This is a genomic window from Kitasatospora sp. NPDC093679, from assembly GCF_040683455.1.
Taxonomy (GTDB): domain Bacteria; phylum Actinomycetota; class Actinomycetes; order Streptomycetales; family Streptomycetaceae; genus Kitasatospora; species Kitasatospora arboriphila.
In genome coordinates, this window is sequence record NZ_JBFBDW010000054.1 from 22,951 (window position 1) to 40,160 (window position 17,210).

The window sequence follows — 17,210 nt, forward strand, 5'->3', positions numbered from 1 at the left end:
CGCGAGGTCGCGAGGGGCAGGAGGAGGAGTCGGTCAGCGGAAGCGGCGGCGGTAGTCCGCCGGGGTGGTGTTGAGGCCGCGGCGGAAGGCCCGGTGCAGGGTCTCGACGGAGCCCAGACCGCTGGCCCGGGCGACGTCGGCGAGGGCCCGGTCGCTCTCCTCCAGCAGTCGGCGGGCCCGTTCCAGCCGGGTGCCTTCCACGTAGGCGGCGGGGGTGCGGCCGGTGTGCCGGGCGAACAGCCGGGAGAAGTGCCGCACGCTGAGCCCGGCCCGCGCGGCCAGCGCCTCGGTGGAGAGGTCGGCGGCGGGCTGTTCGGCGATCACCCGCAGCAGCGGGCCGAACCGGTCGTCGGGCGGCGGCGGGGCGGACAGCGGAACGCTGAACTGGCTCTGTCCGCCGGGGCGTTTGACGTACATCACCATGGTGCGGGCGGTGGCCAGGGCGAGGGCCTGGCCGTGGTCCTCGGCGACCATGGCGAGGGCGAGGTCCATGCCTGCGGTGATGCCGGCGCAGGTCCAGAGGTGGCCGGAGCGGACGAAGATCGGGTCGGCGTCGACCTCGGTCTCCGGGTGTTCGGCGGCGAGTTGGGCGGCGGTGAGCCAGTGCGTGGTCGCCGGCCGGCCCGCCAGCAGACCGGCCGCGGCGAGCAGGTGGGCGCCGGCGCAGATGCCGCCGATCCGGGCGGCCCGGCAGGCGGTGGCGCGCAGCCAGTCGGTGACGGCGGGGTCGACCCGGGCGACGGGCGGGCCGTCGGCGGTGTCGACGGCGCCGGCGACCAGCAGGGTGTCGATGCCGCCGCCGACCCGGTCGAGCGTCAGGTCGGCGTGCAGGCGGACGCCGCTGGAGGTCGTGACCGGCCCGGGTTCGGCCGCGGCGATCTCCACCCGGTAGCCGGGCCGGGTGCCGCCGAGGAGGCGGGTGGCGACGGAGAACACCTCGGCCGGCCCTGCGGCGTCGAGGATCTCGATGCCGGGGAAGGCGGTGACCACCACGCGGTGCGGTTGGGACATGACCCGATCCTCGCCGGGCGCGGGTGGTGTCCGCAATGACGGGTCTCTGGCGGATCCGGCCATCCGTCCCCGGCCCGGGCCACCGGGCGGGGGCGGCGGGCCGGTGCGCCGGTCAGCGCAGCGGCCACACCTGGTTGGGCCGGGTGCCGCCGGTGCCCCGCCGCCGCCTCCGGTGCCGTTGGCGGTGAGGGAAAGGGCACGGGCCGGGCGGAGCTCGGCTTCCCGGGCGTCCCGCCCGCGGGCCGACCTGCGGGCCGACCGGCGGGGCAGCACTCCGGCCGCGGCCCTCCCGGGCCGGTCGGCCGCGGTCCGCGGGCGGGCGATCTATCCTCGGGGGCATGCGCATCCGACCGATGACCGGGGACACGGCGGCCGGCGGGTCCCGGCCGCCCGCGGACGGGCCGCAGCCGGCCGACGAAACGGCGACGGCCGACGGCCTGCGCGAGGTCGGACGGCTGCTCGCCGGCGGCGGGGTGGCCGTGCTCAGCGGCGCCGGGCTGTCCACCGAGTCGGGCATCCCCGACTACCGCGGGGAGACCGGGCGGGCCCGGCCGCGCACGCCGATGACGTACCAGGAGTTCACCGCGAGCGAGGACGGCCGGCGGCGGTACTGGGCGCGCAGCCACGTCGGCTGGCGGACCATCGCCGGTGCGCTGCCCAATGCGGGCCACCGCGCGGTCGAGGAGCTGCGCCGCTCGGGCCACGTCACGGGCGTGATCACGCAGAACGTGGACGGGCTGCACCGGGCGGCGGGCACGGTCGACGCCGTCGAGCTGCACGGCGCCCTCGACCGCGTGGTCTGCCTGGACTGCCGCCGGACGAGCACCCGTCGCGAGCTGGACCGCCGCCTGACCGAGCTGAACACCGGCTTCCGGGACACCGGCTCGCGGATCAACCCGGACGGCGACGTCGACCTGCCCGACGAGCTGGTGCACGCCTTCCGCATCGCCCCGTGCGCGGCCTGCGGCGGCGTGCTCAAGCCGGACGTGGTGTTCTTCGGCGAGGGCGTCCCCAAGCCGCGCGTCCAGCAGTGCTACGACCTGGTCGACGCGGCGCGGGCGCTGCTCGTCCTCGGCTCCTCGCTGACCGTCCTGTCCGGGCTGCGGTTCGTCCGCCACGCGGCCCGCACCGGCAAGCCGGTCGCCATCGTGAACCAGGGGGCCACCCGGGGCGACGAGTTCGCCGCGGCCAGGGTGGCGGCGCCGCTCGGCGAGACCCTGGCCGGCCTCGCGGCGCGACTCGGGCAGCCGGACCCGGCACCCTGAGCGCGGCGGCCGGCCACCGGCCGTCTCCTGCCCCGGGCAGGGCCGTTGCTACCATCGCCGCCATGCCGACCTCCGAGCGCAGCGGCCCCGACGGACAGGCACCGTCCGCAGTTTGGCGCGCCACCGTCCTCGACCGCGTCACGGCGGTCGGCCGGCCGCCGTACGACCCGGGGCCACGTGCGGACGGACCGCTGGCCCGGCGGGGCGGGCTGAGCGTCCACGGTGCCCAGGGCGAGGTGCGCTGCACCGACGACACCGGCCGGACCCGCTGGGTGCACCGCTGCGAGGCCCGCCCCAACGCGGCGTACGTCTCGCGGGGGCGGGTGCTCGTCACCACCGACTCGCTCGCCTACACACCGTGGGGCTTCCTCGGCCCGGCCCTGCTGCTCGACCTGGCGGACGGCCGGCTGGTCGCCGAACTCCGCGGCGAGCGCGGCGCGGTGCTGCGCGGCGGCCGGTTCTTCCTGGGCCTGGAGGGCTACGGCCACTTCGACACCTGGGAGTACGACCGGGAGGGCACCGAGGTCGACGCCTGGCGCAGCTACGGGCACTTCGTCACCGGCAGCGGGATCCGGGTGGTGGAGCAGGACCGCCGCATCCCGACCCGCAGCCGGGTCGTCCGGCTGCTCCCCGGCGGGGTCGTGGAGGCGGGCCCGGCGCTCACCGACCCGACGGTGCCGCGGCCGGTGGTGCTGGAGGACGGCACCGTGCTGGTGATCGACGACGGGGTGGTGCGGGCCGTCGGCCGCGGGCTGGAGCACACGGTGCTGGCCGAGCTGACGACCGTCCCCGCGGACGACCGGCACCGGTACATCAGCACCCTGCGCCGCGAGGGCGACCGCCTCACCGCGATCGTCGCCGAACGCGACCCCGCCGACCACCAGCGGCACACCGTGCACACCTGGACGCTGGCCCTGCACGCTCCGGGCTGAGCCGGGAGCGCGTCGACCGGTCAGGCCTCCGGGACGGATGCGGCCGCCGACGGTGACGACGAGCTCTGCCACCGGTTCGCGGTGGACACGGTCATCAGTGGTCCTCGTCCGGATAGCCCCACTCGACGGCGGCCTTTGCCGTGGGGGCGACCTCGGCGACCGTCCGGGCGAAGGCGGTCTCGAAGGTCGGGCCCCAGGCGTAGAAGCGGGTGATGATCAGGGCGAACTCCGACTCACCGGTGACGAGGTACTCCCCCTTGTCGAGGACCACGCCGTAGCCGACCTGGTCCTCGATGCCCTCGGCGTCCAGCAGTTCGCCGATGGCGCGGGCGACGTCCTTCGCCTGGGCCTCGTCGGCAAGGCCGGTGACGGTGAATCCGAGTTCGATGTTGACTGACATGAGGCGCAAGAATACCGGCCGGTGCACGCGTCCCCGGACCACCGCCGCAGCCTTGTGACCTGCAGCGTCTCAGTCGATCCGGGAGGTTGTCGTTGCTCTTGGCCGAACGCTCCCGCGTCGACGGCGGTTGAGCACCCCGACGAGAGCGGCAAGGTCGGCGGCGCCGACCGGGTCATCCGCGTAGCGGGTGGTCTGGAGGGGCGTCCAGGCCGGTGAGCAGCGCGGCGACGTCCAGGCCCACGGCGAGGTAGTCCTCGAAGACGCGGTTGTGCAGGGCCCACGGGGAGCGCCGCCGCCGGACGAGCTCGACGGCCGCCGCGGGCTCCGTCCCGAGCTCGACCAGGGCCTGCGCGACCACGAGGCCGGAGCGGTTGTAGCCCGAGCGGCACCGGACGAGGACGGTGCGGCCGTCGCGGACGGCCGACGCGGTGGCCCGGGCGAGCTGCCGGACGTCCGCGAGCTGCCCGGCGGTCAGCGGGGCGTCGGGGATCTCGGCCACCAGGTGCTCGACGCCGGGTGCCGGCCCGTGGCCCGGCGCGGTGTACAGGCTCACCACCAGGTCGAACTCGCCTCCCACGACGGCGAGTTGCAACTCGCCCGTGGTGTCCGTCCAGTGGTGCCCGCCCATCCACAGGCCGGGCATGATCTCGTCCCACGGCGTCCGCGGCCCCGGGACGTCGCGGTCCTTCTGACGTGTCCTCACCCACACCCCTCTCCGGCGGTCCAACGGCAGCCGCCCGCAGCGTGTTCCCCGCGTGGTGGCGGTGCCGGTGACGGGTGCGGGCGGCAGGGGCCCCTGCACCCCCGGGTCCCCTGCCGCCCTCCCCCCTGGCCGTCCGTCGGGCCGTCCCGCCCGGCTCCGGTGTCCCGCCGGAGGCCGGTGCCGGGCGGCATCCGGTGGACGGCCGTGCCGCGGGGCGCCGGGCGGCGTCCCGCGGCACGGTCCCGGTTCTCAGACGCGCTGCCAGAGCGCCGGGACGATCGGCGGCTCCCAGCCGGTCTGGGCCTGGTGGCCCTGCAGGCAGACGTAGCTCAGTCCGGCGTAGGTGACGGTGTCGCCGGCCCGGTAGACGGTGCCGGCCGCCCAGGTGCCGGTGCCGGGCCCGCTGCCGACCACCAGGGAGTAGGTGGTGCTGTGGGTGGCCGGGCCGCTGCCGGTGACGGTGATCGAGTACGTGCCGGCCGCGGTGCCGGCGGCCGCCGAGACGGTCATCACCGCCGAGGCGCCGGACTGCACGGACGAGGGGCTGAAGCTCACCGTGACACCGCTCGGCAGGCCGGTGGCGGTCAGCGCGACCGTGCGGGCGCTGCCGGAGGTGACGGCGGTGGCGACGGTCGCGGTGGTCGAGCCGCCGGCCTCCACGCTGCCGCTCGCCGGGTTCACCGCGAGCGAGAAGTCGTCGCCGGGCACCGTCCCGCCGACCGAGGTCTTCCACAGTGCGGAGGCGACGCCGTCGGCGCTGCGGTCGAGCGCGGTGGCGCCGATGTTGCCGGTGGTGTCGCAGGACTGGTGGTAGCAGGAGTCGTACGCCCGGTTCGCGGTGCCGCCCCACTTGGCCGCCTGGGCGGCCGTCTTGACCGCACTGGCGCCGGCCGCGTAGCCGGAGGTGGGGATGCCGGCCTGCTGGAAGGAGTAGTCGTCGGAGCGGCCCTGGCCCTCGGTGTTCTCCTCGGGCTGCAGCCCCAGCGAGTCCCAGTACGCCTTCAGCGGGGCGGCGGCGGCCGAGGTGAGGTTGTTGACGAAGTAGCCGGCGTTGGGCGAGCCGACCATGTCGAAGTTGTAGTACGCCTTGATCGCCGCACGCTGGGTCGGACTCAGCTGGGAGACGTAGTGGTTGGAGCCCTGCAGGCCCTGCTCCTCGCCCGTCCACCAGGCGAACCGGACGTGCCGGGTGAGGGTCGGGTTCTGCTGGGCGAGCACCAGGGCGTTCTCCAGCAGGACGGCGGAGCCGGAGCCGTTGTCGTTGATGCCGGGCCCGGCGGCGACGCTGTCCAGGTGGGCGCCGAACATGGTGACCTGGTCGGCGGGGCCGCCCGGCCAGTCGGCGATCAGGTTGTCGGAGGTGTAGCTGCAGCTGGTGCAGGTCTGCTCGGTGACGGTGTAGCCCGCCGCCTGCAGCTTGCCCTTGAGGTAGGCGACGGACTGGCCGTGTCCGGCGCTGCCGGCCCGGCGGTTGCCGCCGTTCTGGTTGGCGACGGTGTTCAGCTGGGCGAGGTGGGCCTGCACCTTGGCGACGTCGATGTCGGGTGCGCCGCCGCCGGGGTTGCCGCCGCCGCCCACGGTGAGCGTGTACTGCGCGGTGTGCACGGCGCTGCCGGTGCCGGTGACGGTCAGGGTGTACGTCCCGGCGGGCGCGGAGGCACCTGCCGAGACGGTCATGGTGACGGAGGAACCCGCCTGCACCGAGGAGGGGTTGAAGCCGACGGTGACGCCGTTCGGCGCGCCGGAGGCGCTGAGGCCCACCGTCTGCGCGCTGCCCGAGGTCACCGCGGTGGCCACCGTGGCCGTGGTGGAGCCGCCGGGCTGGACGCTGCCGGAGGCCGGGCCGACGGAGAGCGAGAAGTCGTTGGTGCCCGACGGCGTGCAGGTCGGGTCGCCGCTCTGGGCCGGGACGCTGACGGCGTCCCAGGCGGCCTTGGTGCGGGTGAAGAAGGTGCAGCCCGGGTCGAGGTTCTTGGCGGCGGTCAGGGTCGCCGTCCGGTACCGCTTGTAGGTCATGCCGCTGGTCTTGAGCAGCATGCCGCCGTAGAAGATCCGGCCGGCGTCGCGGATGCCGATGCCGGTGACGGAGGAGCTGTTGCAGGTCGGGCTGGACGGCTTGCCGCCACCGGGGTTGGACCCCTCGGCGAGCAGGTAGAACCAGTGGTTCAGCGGGCCGGCCGCCGCGTGCTCCTCGGTGTTCGGGATCGACGCCGAGTAGCAGTTGGGGTTGCCGCCCACCTGCGAGGGGTTGTACATCACCCGGATGGGCCCGCTGCCGACCAGGTTGATCGTCTCGCCGACGGTGTAGTCCGGGGAGTCGTACGGGGCGGGCTCGTTGGCGTACGCCTCGGTGAGCGCGCCCATGATGTCGCCGGTGCCCTCGCCGAGGCCGGCCTCGTTGTTGGCGCCGCCGGGCGTGTACTGGTCGATGCCGTGGCCGAACTCGTGGCCCACCACGTCCATCGAGGCGATCCACTCGTTGGCCTGGTTGTGGCCGATCGAGATCGACGAGCCGTCCCAGTAGGCGTTGACGTCGTTCAGGCCGACCTTGACCGGCCAGCTGCCGCCGTTGCCGTTGTGGCCGTTGCGGCCCAGCCAGTCCCGCAGCATGTCCCACTCCTTCTGCGCCGCGAACATCACGTCGGCGCAGCCGGTCTCCTTGCTGGTCGGGCTGCCGGTGCCCCAGGAGTCGGTGGACTTGGTGAACACCTGGCCGGTGCCGTGGTCGGCGCAGCTGAGGCCGGGCCGGTTCGGGTCGCGCAGCGCGTACGAGCCGCCGGAGTTGGTGGTGCTGATGGTGACGGGCGCGGGGCCGTTCCAGCGGCTGTTGGCGGTGCCGGCGCGGACGTCGTCCCGGCTGTCGAGGACGGTGCCGGTGCGGGCGTCGACGAAGACGTGCAGCCGGCTGGGCGCGGTGGCCGTCCGGCCGGTGAGCACGGACTCCCAGGCGAGCCGGGCCCGGCCGTCGGTGACCTTGACGACCAGGCGGGCCGGTTCGGCGCCGTCGACGGCGGTGAGCCGGGTGCGGGCGGTCCGTTCGGCGTCTGCGGCGCTCACCGAGGGGGTGGTGGTGGGCACGCCGATCGCGCCGGGTGCGGCGTTCTGCTGGCCGCGGATCCGGCCCTGCCCGTCGGAGAGCACCACGGCGTCGCCGCCGACCACCGGCAAGCCGCGGTAACTGCGTTCGTACGCCACGGAGTAGAGGCCGCCGAGCCAGGGGGTGACGGCGTGCCGCTCGTAGCTCTCGCCGGGCCCCTTGGCGAGGGTGTCCAGGCCGGCCGCGGCCGCGCGGTCGGCGGCGGAGACGGCGGCGGCCAGGGCGTTCGGCGGGGCGGGGTCGGCCGCCGGGCCGGGACGGGCGGCGGCCGGGCCCACCGCGGTGGCGGTGAGCAGGCCGGCCAGGACGGCCAGGGTCGTCCCGGCCGTCAGCAATCTGCGGTTCATCGAGGCTCCTCGAAGGTGGGGGTCCTCGACCGCGGACACAGGTACGTGCGGTGTCGCCGGCGGTGGCCGGCGGCGCCGCGCCGCGGGCCGTTGTCGGGGGACGGCCTGCGGGGTCCGCGCTCGGGTGCCGGAACCCTCACACGCCGCCATGCCCTGGTCAACGGATTCGGCTGCGGCGTGCGGCAGTTGGCAAACTCCGTCAAGCTGCGTGTTTCCCACAGTGGTTGAGACCGATTGGTCGATACCACGTCATGGACGGCGGCCGGGCCGTCCAGTACCGTCCTGGTGTCCGGAGGGCCGGGGAGGAGTCGGCCCCGCGAGGGATCCCGTGGGGGGAGGACTGCCCGTGGACGACGGCCGCACCTCCGCCTCCGCGTACCCGTCAGCGGCCTCCTGGCAGGAGTTCGGCGCCGGTCTGCGGCGCCTGCGACGGGCCGCCGGCCTCACCCAGGCCCAGCTCGGCGCCGCCGTCGGCTACGACCACACCGCGGTCAGCCGCCTGGAGCACGGCAGCCGCCGCACCGCGCCCCGTCTCGCCGACCGGATCGACGAACTCCTCGGCGCGGGTGGCGAACTGAGCGCCGCGTGCCGCCTCGCCCACGAGCGGGAACCGGCCGGGCCGCCGCTTCCGCCGGTGCTCGTCCGCCCACCGCTGCCGCCCACCCGGCCGCCGTCCGGCGGCGGCCCCGTCCCGGCCTACCCGCCGCCGGAACGCCTCCCGGACTACGGACTGCTCTGCCCGCTGCACGCGGCCGCGGGCTGCACGCTGCCGTCGGCCGAGGACATGGCGGTGCTCCAGGCGGCGTTCTGCGCGGCCGGACCGGGCGGGCCGCCACCGGACACCGACACCGTCCACGCGCTCACCGGCCTGCTCGCCGCACACCTGCGGGCCGGCGAACAGGGCGTCCGGGCGGGCGCGGCCGAGACGGTGGAACACGTCCTGCGGGCCGTCCTCGGTCGGCTGGCCGCCGGGCCGGCCGCCCGGGGCAGACCGCTGGCCCGGCTCGCCGCCGAGTACGCGCACGCCGCCGGGGTGCTGCGGATGCAGCAGGGCCGCCGGGCCACCGCCATGGCCTGCTTCGACCGGGCGCTCACCTGGTCCGAACTGGCCGACGACCGCGCAACCCAGGTCGCCGCGCTGAGCGACATGAGCACCCTGGCCCGCCTCGACGGCGACGCCGACTCCGCGCTCGGCTACGCCCGGGCGATCGGCCGGGCCGCGCCCGACCGCCACTGGGCCGGCGCGATGGGCCGGATCGGCCGGGCCCGGGCCCACGCACTGGCCGGGGACGTCCGCGGGACCGGCCGGCACATCGCCCGCGCCCGGCTGCACCTCGACCACATCGGCGAACCCGACGAGGCGGACGCCGCCTGGCTCTCCATCGCCTCCATGCGGCTCCGGGTGGAGGCCGGTGCGGCCGCCGCCCTGCGCGACGTCGCCGCCGCCGTCGGCGACCCGCGGCCCGCCCGGCACGCCGCCGCCGCGGCCGCCACCGCCCTGGCCCTGCTCGGACCGGGCCAACTGCCGTCCTCACAGCTGCTGTTCACCGTCCGCCTGGCCGACTGCCATCTCTGCGCCGGCGACCGGGACGCGGCCCTCGCCCTGCTCTCCCCCGCCCTGGCCGACACCCCCGCCCTTCCCGCCCTCGTCCGCCACGAACTCCGCGGCCTGCACGACCGCCTGGCCGCCCTCCCACCCCGGTCCCGCCACCCCGACCTGCTCGCCGCCCTCGACACGGCCTGACCCACTGCCGGTGGCCTTCCCTGCCGACGGGCCCGGGGAAGAAGGCCGTGCCTGCCGCCCCCGCCGCCAGACCGTCCGCGCAGGCGGCCGGTTCGCACCGGTGACGCGACGCCGGCGGGGCTCGGGTCTGGGCACAGCGGGCCGGCAGGCCCACACTGATGGCGGGGGAAGGGCGTTCGGGAGGGGGCGTCATGTGGATGGTCGCGGTGGTCGCCGTGCTCGCTGCGGTGACCGGGTGGAGCATCGCGTACCTGCAGTGGACGGTGGTGTGGCTGCGCTGGCAGTCCGTGGCGGTGCGCACGCGGGACCGGAGGCTGAGCCCGTACGAGGTGGCCTGGATGTGCGCCGGCCCCACCCGGGTGGTCGAGGTCTGCTTGACCGGCATGCTGTGGTCCGGCCGTCTGACGGTCACCGGCTCACGGCTCGAACTGGTCGACCCCGTGCCGCGCGACGGGGTGGAATCCGCGGTCGTGGCCGCCTTCCGGCGCTCACCGGACGCGGAGGCATGGAAAGTCGCCGAGCGCGCCGCACGCTCCGCTGCGATCCGCTCCCTGGGCGAGCACCTCGGGGCACAGGGGCTCATCACCCCGCCCGGAGCGCTGCGCGCAGTCCACGCCGCCCGGAATGCGGTCGTCGGCCTCGCCTTCGGCATCCCGATCGTCATGCTCGGCGCAGTCGACGTCGCACTGTACTCGCACGAGCCGGCATGGGCCGCCGTGGGAACAGCCGCCGCCGTGGTCGGGAGCACCGTTCTCGGTCTGGCCTCCCGGAGGCGCCTCGACCTGCCTCCGGACGGCATCACCGAATACGGCAGACAGGTCCTGGACGCCCTTCCCGTCCCATGGATCCCCCGCACCGCAGTGGCGAATGCCGACCCCGCGGACGCGGCACGACTCGGGCGCTGCGCCCGCGGCCTGCTCTCGCCGGAGGAAGAACCCCACGACCTGCGAGAAGCACTGGCACCACCCCCTCCGGCACCTCCCCCGGAGATGAACGACTGGGCCGGACTCGGGATCTGACCACCCTCGGCAACCGCAGCGACGGACGATTCACCGGACGGTCAGACCGTCCGGCCGCTCCACCGCCCCACATCGACGGGTTGCCGTGGGACCCGGCGCTGCAGCCCCTGTCGACGGGGCCGGCGGCCCGCAGGCCCGCTGGTGCGCGCCACCGCGACCGCACCGGTCGACCACCTGGTCGGCGGCGGCTGCACCTCTCCGGTCCACCTGGAGCAGGAAGAACGCGACCACCGGGTCACCGCTGTCGGACCGCCGCCGGGTGACCCGACCCACCGGCACGGCCGAGGAGGAACCGGCGCCCCCGCGGCCGCCGACAGCCGTCCTGTACCACCTCGACCGGCAGGGCACTTCGTGCCTCTCTCCCGGCGAGCCCTCGGCCGGACCGGGCCACCGAGACCTCCGGCAGGGTGAGGTCAGGCCGCGAGCCGGTGCAGGCCCTTGCGGTCGTAGTAGCTGGTCATCGCCCAGCCGAGCAGCAGGGCGAGCACCGTGCCGACCCCGATCATGATCCAGGCGCGGGCGAGGCCGGCGTCCGCCCGGGCGTCGAAGTAGAGGATCGCCCGCACGCCGTCGCTGAGCTGCCGCATCGGCTCGAACCTGGCGAGGAAGCGGTAGAAGTCCGGCAGCGCCTGCAGCGGGATCGTCGCCCCGGAGGACGGCAGGGCCAGCACGATGAACACGAACATGCTGACCAGCTGCCCGATCCCGCCGAAGGTGGCGTTGATCGCCTGCACGCCGAGGCCGACGGCGGCGCTGGCGCAGAAGGAGAAGACGAAGAGCAGCGGCAGGTGCGAGGCGTCCATGCCGAGGATGGAGACGGTGGCCAGCATGATGACGGCCGAGGTGAGCAGCGAGATCCCGACGCTCATCACCGACTTGACCACCCAGGTGCGGCGGCGGGTGATCGGGATCGTGCGCCGGCGGGTGTGCCACGGGCCGAGTTCGTTGTCGGTGTAGCCGAGTCCGACGTCGACGCCGTTGCCGATGACGTTGCCGCCGAGGAAGCCGGCGAGCACCAGCAGCAGGGTGTAGTAGAAGGCGCTGAGGCCGAGGCCGCTGTGCGGGCCGATCGGGTGCCCGACCCGGGTCTCGACGGTGATCGGGTCGGCCAGCAGCAGGGCGGACGGGTTGGAGACCTGGGTGCCCTGCTGGGCGGCGCGCTGTGCGGCGGTGGCGGTGAGCTGCTTGCCGAGGTCGGTCGAGGCGCGGTGGGCGGCGTCGGTGGCGATCGAGGCGGCGAAGGAGGAGGCGAGGCTGCCGGAGCCGGGGTTGGTGAGGACGACGGCGGTGGGACGGGCGGGCGAGCCGGTCGGCGGCTGGCCGAGCCCGACGACGGAGGCGGTGAAGTCCTCGGGGATCAGCAGGGCGCCGTACAACTGGTTGGAGGCGAGTTTCCGCTGCGCCTCGTCGGGGCTGAGGACCTGCCAGTTGACCCGTTCGTCCGGGTCGGGTGCGGCGGCGACGGAGGAGGTGATGCTCGCGCCGAGGTTCTGCTGCTTGCCGTCGACGGTGGCGCCCTTGTCGGCGCTGACCAGGCCGACCGGCACCCGGTGGAGGTCGATCCGGGGGTTGAGGATGCCGCCCATGTAGAGCAGGGACAGCAGCAGCGCGACGACGCCGGTCAGCGCGGTCGGGAGGATCCAGATCCTGGGGTTGCGCAGCACCTGGAGCGCCGTCGCACCGTTGCCGGACGGGGATGGCGGGGGCGGCGACGCGGGTGCTGCGGGCGGCTCGGCCGCGCCGGGCGGGGTGGGCGGTGTCATGGGTGCCTCCTGCGCTCGTCCCGCCGGCGCCGTCGGGGTCGGCGCCCTGCGGACGGTCCCGCTCGGGCCGGCGCCTCTGCCGGGGCCATCGCAGGGGTGACTGCCGTGCCACTGCCGGGGCGCGCCGGACCGCCGGGCGGGGTCCGTCCGGAACGACCGTACGCGGCCCGGGACGCCCAGCCCGCGACCGCCGATCGGTGGGGACCGTGTGTCACCCGACCGGACGCCGCCGGCGGGCGCTGCCGGGGTCCGCGGCCGCACGGCCGGACGGGCATTCGATCCCCTCCGCCGGGCGGGTGATTGTCCGACACCGCGAATGGAACTCAAACGTATGCGCACGATATCGATGGGGTGAGCCCGCGAAGAATGCGGGAACCGATCGACAGCAAGGACGATTGTGCGAGCATTCCTGGCCTCCCTGGCCGCCGCCGGTGCGGCTCTGGCGCTCACTGGCGCCGCCCCCGCCCCGCGGGCGGCGACCGGCACCGTGGTGGTGTTCTCCACCGAGTTCCAGCCGCTGGACGTGTACACCGACCCGTCCGGGTGCAACCAACTGCCCACTCTGGCCCATGTCCTGGCCAACCGGACCGACCACCCCGTGAAGGTCTACGGCAATCCGTTCTGCCTCGGGCCGGGCCTGACCGTCCAGCCCGGCTACGGCACGCACGTCCCGGGTGGCGCCGGGAGTTTCTCGGCGTAATTCCCGCAACGGGCGGTCCGCAGACGAACACACCGTGGACCGCCCATTTCTGCGCTCATCATAGGAATGCATCCGAACGGTATCCGTATGCCATCATGAGATCGCCGACTCACCGTCCGCCACGGCGGATTGGCGCACCGTCAGCGCGGTCGGCCCGTTTCTCCGGCCCCCGCGGCATTCCGTCCCGGGCCCGGCCGCCGTTGAGAGGACAGCGATCCCGTGGAGCACGCCGCCGCACCGGCCGTCGCCGAGTCACCGCCGATCGCCTGGCGGGCCTACGCCCGGCTGGCCAAACTCGACATCTACGACTACTACTTGAGCGTCCCGCTGGTCGCCGCCATGGTGCTGCCGGGTGGCTCGGCCGCGACCGCCGCGACGTCCCTCGCCGTGCTGCTGCTCTTCCTCGGCGGCGAGATCGCGATGAGTGCCGCGATGTGCACCTTCGACGACGTCACCGGCTACCGGGACGGCAGCGACGAGGTCAACTACGGCCCGGACGCGCCCGCCCGCCGGCTGGCCCGCAAGCCGCTGATCGCGGGCACCCTCACCGAGCCGCAGGCGATCCGCTTCGGCTGGCTCTCCACCGCCGCCTGCGCCCTCTGCTGGCTGGCCGCGCTGGCCCTGGCCCCGGCGCGGCCGCTCTGGGCGGTGGCCGGGGTGCTCGCCCTGACGGTCTTCGGCTTCCAGTACTCGTGGTGGCTGCGGATCAGCTACAACGGCTTCCAGGAGTTCTTCCTCGCCGCGCTGGGCTGGCTGTTCGTCCTGCCGCTGCACGGGCTGCTGACCGGCCGCTTCGACGCCTTCGTCGCCGTGCAGGCGCTGGTGTTCGGCCTCGGCCCCCTGCTCTTCGGCGTCTACTCCAACACCAACGACATCCCGGGCGACCGCGCGGTCGGCCGCAGGACGGCCGCCGTGCTCCTCCCGCCGCGCGGCAACGCCCTGTTCGTGGCGGGCTGTTCGGCCCTGGAGGCGGCGCTGGTGGTCGGCTCCGCGGTGGCGGGCGTGGCACCCTGGTGGTTCCCGCTGGTGATGGCGCCGGTGCTGGTCCTGCGGGTGCGCCAGTGGCACCGGGGCTTCGTCGAGGGCCAGGTCCTGCTCGCCCGGCGGCTCGGCATCCACCTGCACCGGCTGAGCTGCGCCCTGCTGGTCGCCGTCGACCTGTCCGCCGCCGGTCTGCTCACCGGGGGCCTGTCGTGACCGCCCTGGTGAAACCCCTGCCGCTGGACCTCGGCCCGCTGTTCGAGGTGCTGGCCGAGCGCCGGCCGCCGATCCGGGTCGAACTCGGCCGTCCGCTCGACCTCGCCCCGGACGGCGGCAGCAGCTGGACGACGGAGCGGCTCGCCGACCTCGTCCGCGACACGGCCGCCTGGCTGGCCGCCGCGGGCGCGCGGCCCGGCGACCGGGTCGCGGTGGTGAAGCGCAACCACTGGGACTACGTGCTGCTCGCCTGCGCCGCCGCCCGGATCGGCGCGGTGCCGGCGCTGCTCTCCGACCGGGTGCCGCCGGACGGCCTGGCCGTGCTGCTGGAACGGCTGGAGCCCGCCGTCCTGGTGACCCAGCGGGACGTGCTGGGCACCGCCCGCCCGGCCGGCCACGACCTCACCCGGCTCGTCCGCCGCACCGTCTGCCTGGACGGCCCCGCCGAGGGCGCCCTCACCCCCGACGACCTGCGCGGCCACCCCGTGCCCGCCGTGCACCGCCGCCCCGACGACGCGCCGCTGACCGTCAACCACACCTCCGGCACCACCGGCGTCCCCAAGCTGGTGGTGCACTCCACCCGCACGCTGATCCGCCGGCTGGCCGCCTTCGAGGCCCGCCGCTGGCCGGTGCTCTCCGCCCGCCGCCAGGACACCGTCGCCAGCGCGATCTCCTTCGCCCACGGCCGCGCCGTCACCTGGACGGCCAGCGCGTTCTGGCGGGCACCCGGCACCTTCGCGATCCTGCCGGACTCCGACCCGTCGACCGCCGCCGCGCTGCTGCGCAGCCATCCGCCGACGATCCTGGAGGCGCTGCCGTCCACCTACGTCCGCTGGCAGCAGCTGGCGGCCGGGCCGCAGAACCCGTTCCGGGACGTACGGCTGTACATCTCGACCTTCGACGCGATGCATCCGCCGACCGTCCGCACCTTCCTGTCCGCCTCCGAACGTCGCCGCCCGCTCTGGATGCAGGGCTGGGGGCAGACCGAGACGGGGCCGCTCACCTTCCGCTTCCTCACCCGCGGGGCGCTGGCGGACAGCGAGCAGCGCCACCCGACCACCCGGGACCTCGGCCGGCCGCTGCCGGGCTGGGTGCGCCTCAAGGTGGTCGACCCCGCCACCATGGCGCCCGTCCGGCGCGGCGAGCCCGGCCTGGTGCTGACCCGGACGGGCGCCCGCTGCCTCGGCTACCTCGGCGAGTCGGACCGCTGGGAGGCGAAGGCGGCCGGGCCGTGGTTCAACACCGGCGACCTCGGCGTCCGCACCCGGGACGGGCGGCTGCTGCTGCTCGACCGCGAGGTGGACATGGTCCCGGGGCTGAGCTGCGTCGAGGTCGAGGACGTGCTCCACGACCGGCTGCCGGAGGTCGAGGAGGCGGTGCTACTCGCCGTCGCCGACGGCCGCCCGCTGCCGGTGCTGGTCACCGGCGACGGCGCACTCGACGGCGAGCGCTGGCGGCGGGCCGTCCACGACCTGCCGCCGCTCGCCGAGCCGGTGGTGCTCGACCGGGACGCCGTCCCGCGCACCGGCACCGGGAAGGTCCGGCGGCACGAACTGCGCGAACGGCTCCTCGCCGGCACGGCCGCCTTCGGCAGCGGACGGTGGACATGAGCACCGTCGGGAGCACCCCCGGGCTGGACGTCGCCGTGGTCGGCGCCGGCATCGCCGGGCTGGCCGCCGCCCACCACCTGGCGGCCGCCGGCCGCGAGGTGAAGGTCTTCGAGGGCAGCGGGCGGGTCGGCGGCCGGATGGCCTCCACCCGGGTGGACGGCTACCTGGTGGACGAAGGCGCCGAGACCATCGCCGGAGCCGGGTACGAGGCCACCTGGGAACTGATCCGGGCGGTCGGCATCACCGAGGCCGAGGTGCCGGTCGTCGAGAGCGGCTTCGCCCTCTGGCGGCACGGCCGCGCCCACGCCCGTCTCGGCCACCCCAAGGGCCTGCTGACGGGTGCCGGGCTCTCCTGGCGCGGACGGCTGGCCTGGCTCGGCTTCGCCACCGAGCTGGCCCTGCGCTGGCGCGGCTTCGACCCCGACCACCCGGAGAGCGCGCCCAGCGGCGAGCTGACGCTCGGTCAGTACTGCGCGGGCGGCCGCGAAGAACTGCTCGACGGAATGCTCCAACCGCTGGCGAGCCACTGCTTCGGCTGGCGGCCGGACACCTCGGCGATCGGGCCGATGGTGGCCACCCTGCTCTCGGTCGGCGGCGCCGGTGCCCGCTGGATGACCTACCGGGACGGCATGGACACCCTGGCCCGCTCGCTCGCCGACCGGCTCGACGTCGCCCTCGACGCCCGGGTGACGGCCGTCCGCCCGGAGGACGGGGGCGTGCGGCTGGAGTTCGCCGACGGCACGCGGTGCACCGCCCGGCAGGCGGTGCTGGCCGTGCCGGCCCCCGTCGCGCTCTCCCTGCATCCCGGACTCCCGCCCGAGGAGCGCGGATTCGTGGCCGCGAGCACGTACGCGCCGATGCTCAAGGTGGCCTGCCTGCTGGACCGGCCGCTGCCCGGCCCGACCCGCAGCCCCAGCTACGCGATCTCCGTCCCGGCCGGTGAGAGCCTGGTCTGCACCGGGATCGTCCTCGACCACCTCAAGGCCCGCGGCCGGGCACCCGAGGGCCGCGGCCTGGCGAACGTCTTCGTCTCGCCGTGGACGAGCCCGGAGCTGCTGGAGGAGCCGGACGAGCGGGTGGTGGAGATCGCCTGCGCGGAGGCCGAGCGTTTCCTCCCGGGCCTGCGGGCGGCCACCGTCCGCACCCTGGTGCACCGGTACCGGCACGGCCTGCCGCAGGCGGCACCCGCCGCCGTCCGGGAGCGGGCCGCCTTCCTGGCCCGGCCGACCCGGGCGATCGAGTACGCCGGGGACTGGGTGATGCTCCGGCCGAGCAGCGAGGGCGCCGTCCGATCCGGCCGGCTGGCCGCGCACCGGGTGCTCACCCATGCGGCGGACCGGCCCGTCCCGGTGCCCTGACGCCCACGCCCGCACGCCCGCACGCCCTGTCGCCCGCAGCCGACCAGTGTCCGTCGACGCCGAC

Annotated in this window: 13 protein-coding genes; 8 read left to right on the plus strand and 5 right to left on the minus strand. The window is 75.3% G+C overall.

The window, feature by feature from the left end:
- Positions 1-33: 33 nt before the first annotated feature.
- Positions 34-1,011 carry a helix-turn-helix domain-containing protein gene (locus tag AB0O09_RS31530; protein ID WP_363547615.1) on the minus strand — a complete coding sequence of 326 codons (978 nt, stop codon included), beginning with the start codon at positions 1,009-1,011 and terminating at the stop codon, positions 34-36.
- A 338-nt stretch (positions 1,012-1,349) separates the two neighbouring features.
- On the opposite strand from AB0O09_RS31530, the gene AB0O09_RS31535 reads away from it, so the two are divergent.
- Together AB0O09_RS31535 and AB0O09_RS31540 are read left to right on the plus strand one after the other, a co-directional pair.
- The gene (locus tag AB0O09_RS31535) at positions 1,350-2,276 is read left to right on the plus strand and encodes an NAD-dependent protein deacetylase (protein WP_363547617.1); all 927 of its coding nucleotides are present in this window, start codon (positions 1,350-1,352) and stop codon (positions 2,274-2,276) included.
- Between the two features lie 62 nt (positions 2,277-2,338).
- Positions 2,339-3,208, plus strand: coding sequence for a hypothetical protein (locus AB0O09_RS31540; RefSeq protein WP_363547620.1), 870 nt, complete (start codon positions 2,339-2,341; stop codon positions 3,206-3,208).
- Between the two features lie 94 nt (positions 3,209-3,302).
- On the opposite strand, the gene AB0O09_RS31545 is transcribed toward AB0O09_RS31540, so the two are convergent.
- The 3 genes from AB0O09_RS31545 to AB0O09_RS31555 all read right to left on the minus strand — a co-directional run bounded on the left by AB0O09_RS31545 (position 3,303) and on the right by AB0O09_RS31555 (position 7,755).
- The gene (locus AB0O09_RS31545) at positions 3,303-3,608 is read right to left on the minus strand and encodes a hypothetical protein (protein ID WP_363547623.1); all 306 of its coding nucleotides are present in this window, start codon (positions 3,606-3,608) and stop codon (positions 3,303-3,305) included.
- A 172-nt stretch (positions 3,609-3,780) separates the two neighbouring features.
- Positions 3,781-4,311: a protein phosphatase gene (locus AB0O09_RS31550; RefSeq protein ID WP_363547626.1), complete on the minus strand. Its 531-nt coding sequence runs from the start codon at positions 4,309-4,311 to the stop codon at positions 3,781-3,783.
- Positions 4,312-4,560: 249 nt separating this feature from the next.
- Positions 4,561-7,755 carry a M28 family peptidase gene (locus AB0O09_RS31555; protein ID WP_363547629.1) on the minus strand — a complete coding sequence of 1,065 codons (3,195 nt, stop codon included), beginning with the start codon at positions 7,753-7,755 and terminating at the stop codon, positions 4,561-4,563.
- Between the two features lie 346 nt (positions 7,756-8,101).
- Between AB0O09_RS31555 and AB0O09_RS31560 the strand changes: the two genes are divergently transcribed.
- Positions 8,102-9,499, plus strand: coding sequence for a helix-turn-helix transcriptional regulator (locus AB0O09_RS31560; RefSeq protein WP_363547631.1), 1,398 nt, complete (start codon positions 8,102-8,104; stop codon positions 9,497-9,499).
- 191 nt (positions 9,500-9,690) lie between these two features.
- Entirely contained in the window at positions 9,691-10,518 is an 828-nt protein-coding gene (locus AB0O09_RS31565) for a TIGR04222 domain-containing membrane protein (RefSeq protein WP_363547634.1), read from the plus strand.
- 413 nt (positions 10,519-10,931) lie between these two features.
- Here AB0O09_RS31565 and AB0O09_RS31570 read toward each other — a convergent pair whose 3' ends face one another.
- Positions 10,932-12,281 carry a DUF3533 domain-containing protein gene (locus AB0O09_RS31570; RefSeq protein ID WP_363547637.1) on the minus strand — a complete coding sequence of 450 codons (1,350 nt, stop codon included), beginning with the start codon at positions 12,279-12,281 and terminating at the stop codon, positions 10,932-10,934.
- Between the two features lie 397 nt (positions 12,282-12,678).
- Here AB0O09_RS31570 and AB0O09_RS31575 point away from each other — a divergent pair, with 397 nt between their 5' ends.
- From AB0O09_RS31575 to AB0O09_RS31590, 4 genes are all read left to right on the plus strand, one after another.
- Positions 12,679-12,981, plus strand: coding sequence for a hypothetical protein (locus AB0O09_RS31575; protein ID WP_363547640.1), 303 nt, complete (start codon positions 12,679-12,681; stop codon positions 12,979-12,981).
- 219 nt (positions 12,982-13,200) lie between these two features.
- Positions 13,201-14,178, plus strand: coding sequence for a UbiA family prenyltransferase (locus AB0O09_RS31580; protein WP_363547643.1), 978 nt, complete (start codon positions 13,201-13,203; stop codon positions 14,176-14,178).
- Positions 14,175-15,788, plus strand: coding sequence for a class I adenylate-forming enzyme family protein (locus AB0O09_RS31585; RefSeq protein WP_363547646.1), 1,614 nt, complete (start codon positions 14,175-14,177; stop codon positions 15,786-15,788). The genes AB0O09_RS31580 and AB0O09_RS31585 overlap by 4 nt, the downstream gene beginning before the upstream one ends.
- On the plus strand, positions 15,785-17,146 hold the full coding sequence (locus tag AB0O09_RS31590; protein ID WP_363547650.1) for an NAD(P)/FAD-dependent oxidoreductase: 1,362 nt from the start codon (positions 15,785-15,787) through the stop codon (positions 17,144-17,146). Before AB0O09_RS31585 ends, AB0O09_RS31590 begins: the two co-directional genes overlap by 4 nt.
- Positions 17,147-17,210: the final 64 nt, after the last annotated feature.

Bases quoted from the DNA above. Each gene is read 5' to 3' on its own strand.
- AB0O09_RS31535 (WP_363547617.1), top strand. From the start codon at position 1,350: ATGCGCATCCGACCGATGACCGGGGACACGGCGGCCGGCGGGTCCCGG.
- AB0O09_RS31545 (WP_363547623.1), bottom strand. From the start codon at position 3,608: ATGTCAGTCAACATCGAACTCGGATTCACCGTCACCGGCCTTGCCGAC.
- AB0O09_RS31565 (WP_363547634.1), top strand. From the start codon at position 9,691: ATGTGGATGGTCGCGGTGGTCGCCGTGCTCGCTGCGGTGACCGGGTGG.
- AB0O09_RS31570 (WP_363547637.1), bottom strand. From the start codon at position 12,281: ATGACACCGCCCACCCCGCCCGGCGCGGCCGAGCCGCCCGCAGCACCC.
- AB0O09_RS31540 (WP_363547620.1), top strand. From the start codon at position 2,339: ATGCCGACCTCCGAGCGCAGCGGCCCCGACGGACAGGCACCGTCCGCA.
- AB0O09_RS31530 (WP_363547615.1), bottom strand. From the start codon at position 1,011: ATGTCCCAACCGCACCGCGTGGTGGTCACCGCCTTCCCCGGCATCGAG.
- AB0O09_RS31555 (WP_363547629.1), bottom strand. From the start codon at position 7,755: ATGAACCGCAGATTGCTGACGGCCGGGACGACCCTGGCCGTCCTGGCC.
- AB0O09_RS31590 (WP_363547650.1), top strand. From the start codon at position 15,785: ATGAGCACCGTCGGGAGCACCCCCGGGCTGGACGTCGCCGTGGTCGGC.